Source organism: Bartonella sp. MR168JLCBS (assembly GCF_042194175.1).
In genome coordinates this window covers 1-330 of the sequence record NZ_JBHIMP010000370.1, presented here as the reverse complement: position 1 = coordinate 330, position 330 = coordinate 1, and the positions used below count along the sequence as shown (strand labels likewise).

Here is a 330-nt window from a genome sequence, read left to right as displayed (position 1 = left end):
AGACGCAATCTGACTTGCACTTACCCCCTCACTCCAACACTTCTTAAGAAGTTCCACGCGTTCACATGTCCAACCCATACCGCACTCCATTCTGATCACCTCATTGAGATTGCACCCCTTTGCACCTTCAAATGTTTCAATCATCTTTTCAATGAGCCGAATGAAAAAAATTTATATTCTATCCGAGCACAAAAAACTTCCCTCAACCTGTGGAATTTACAAACCGAAACATAATCTTGCCTGCTGATTTAAATTACAATATGCACTGACCCTATGACAAGAGCCTTTCCCTCTTGAAGAGCCCATTTAGAATGTTTTCCCCAACTTGCG

General features: G+C 41.8%; 1 protein-coding gene. It reads right to left on the bottom strand.

Features of this window, described 5'->3' with window-relative positions; all coding sequences use genetic code 11:
- On the bottom strand, positions 1-78 hold a 78-nt coding region (locus ACFIK8_RS11455; protein ID WP_375669500.1), incomplete at its 3' end, for a GcrA family cell cycle regulator.
- Positions 79-330: the final 252 nt, after the last annotated feature.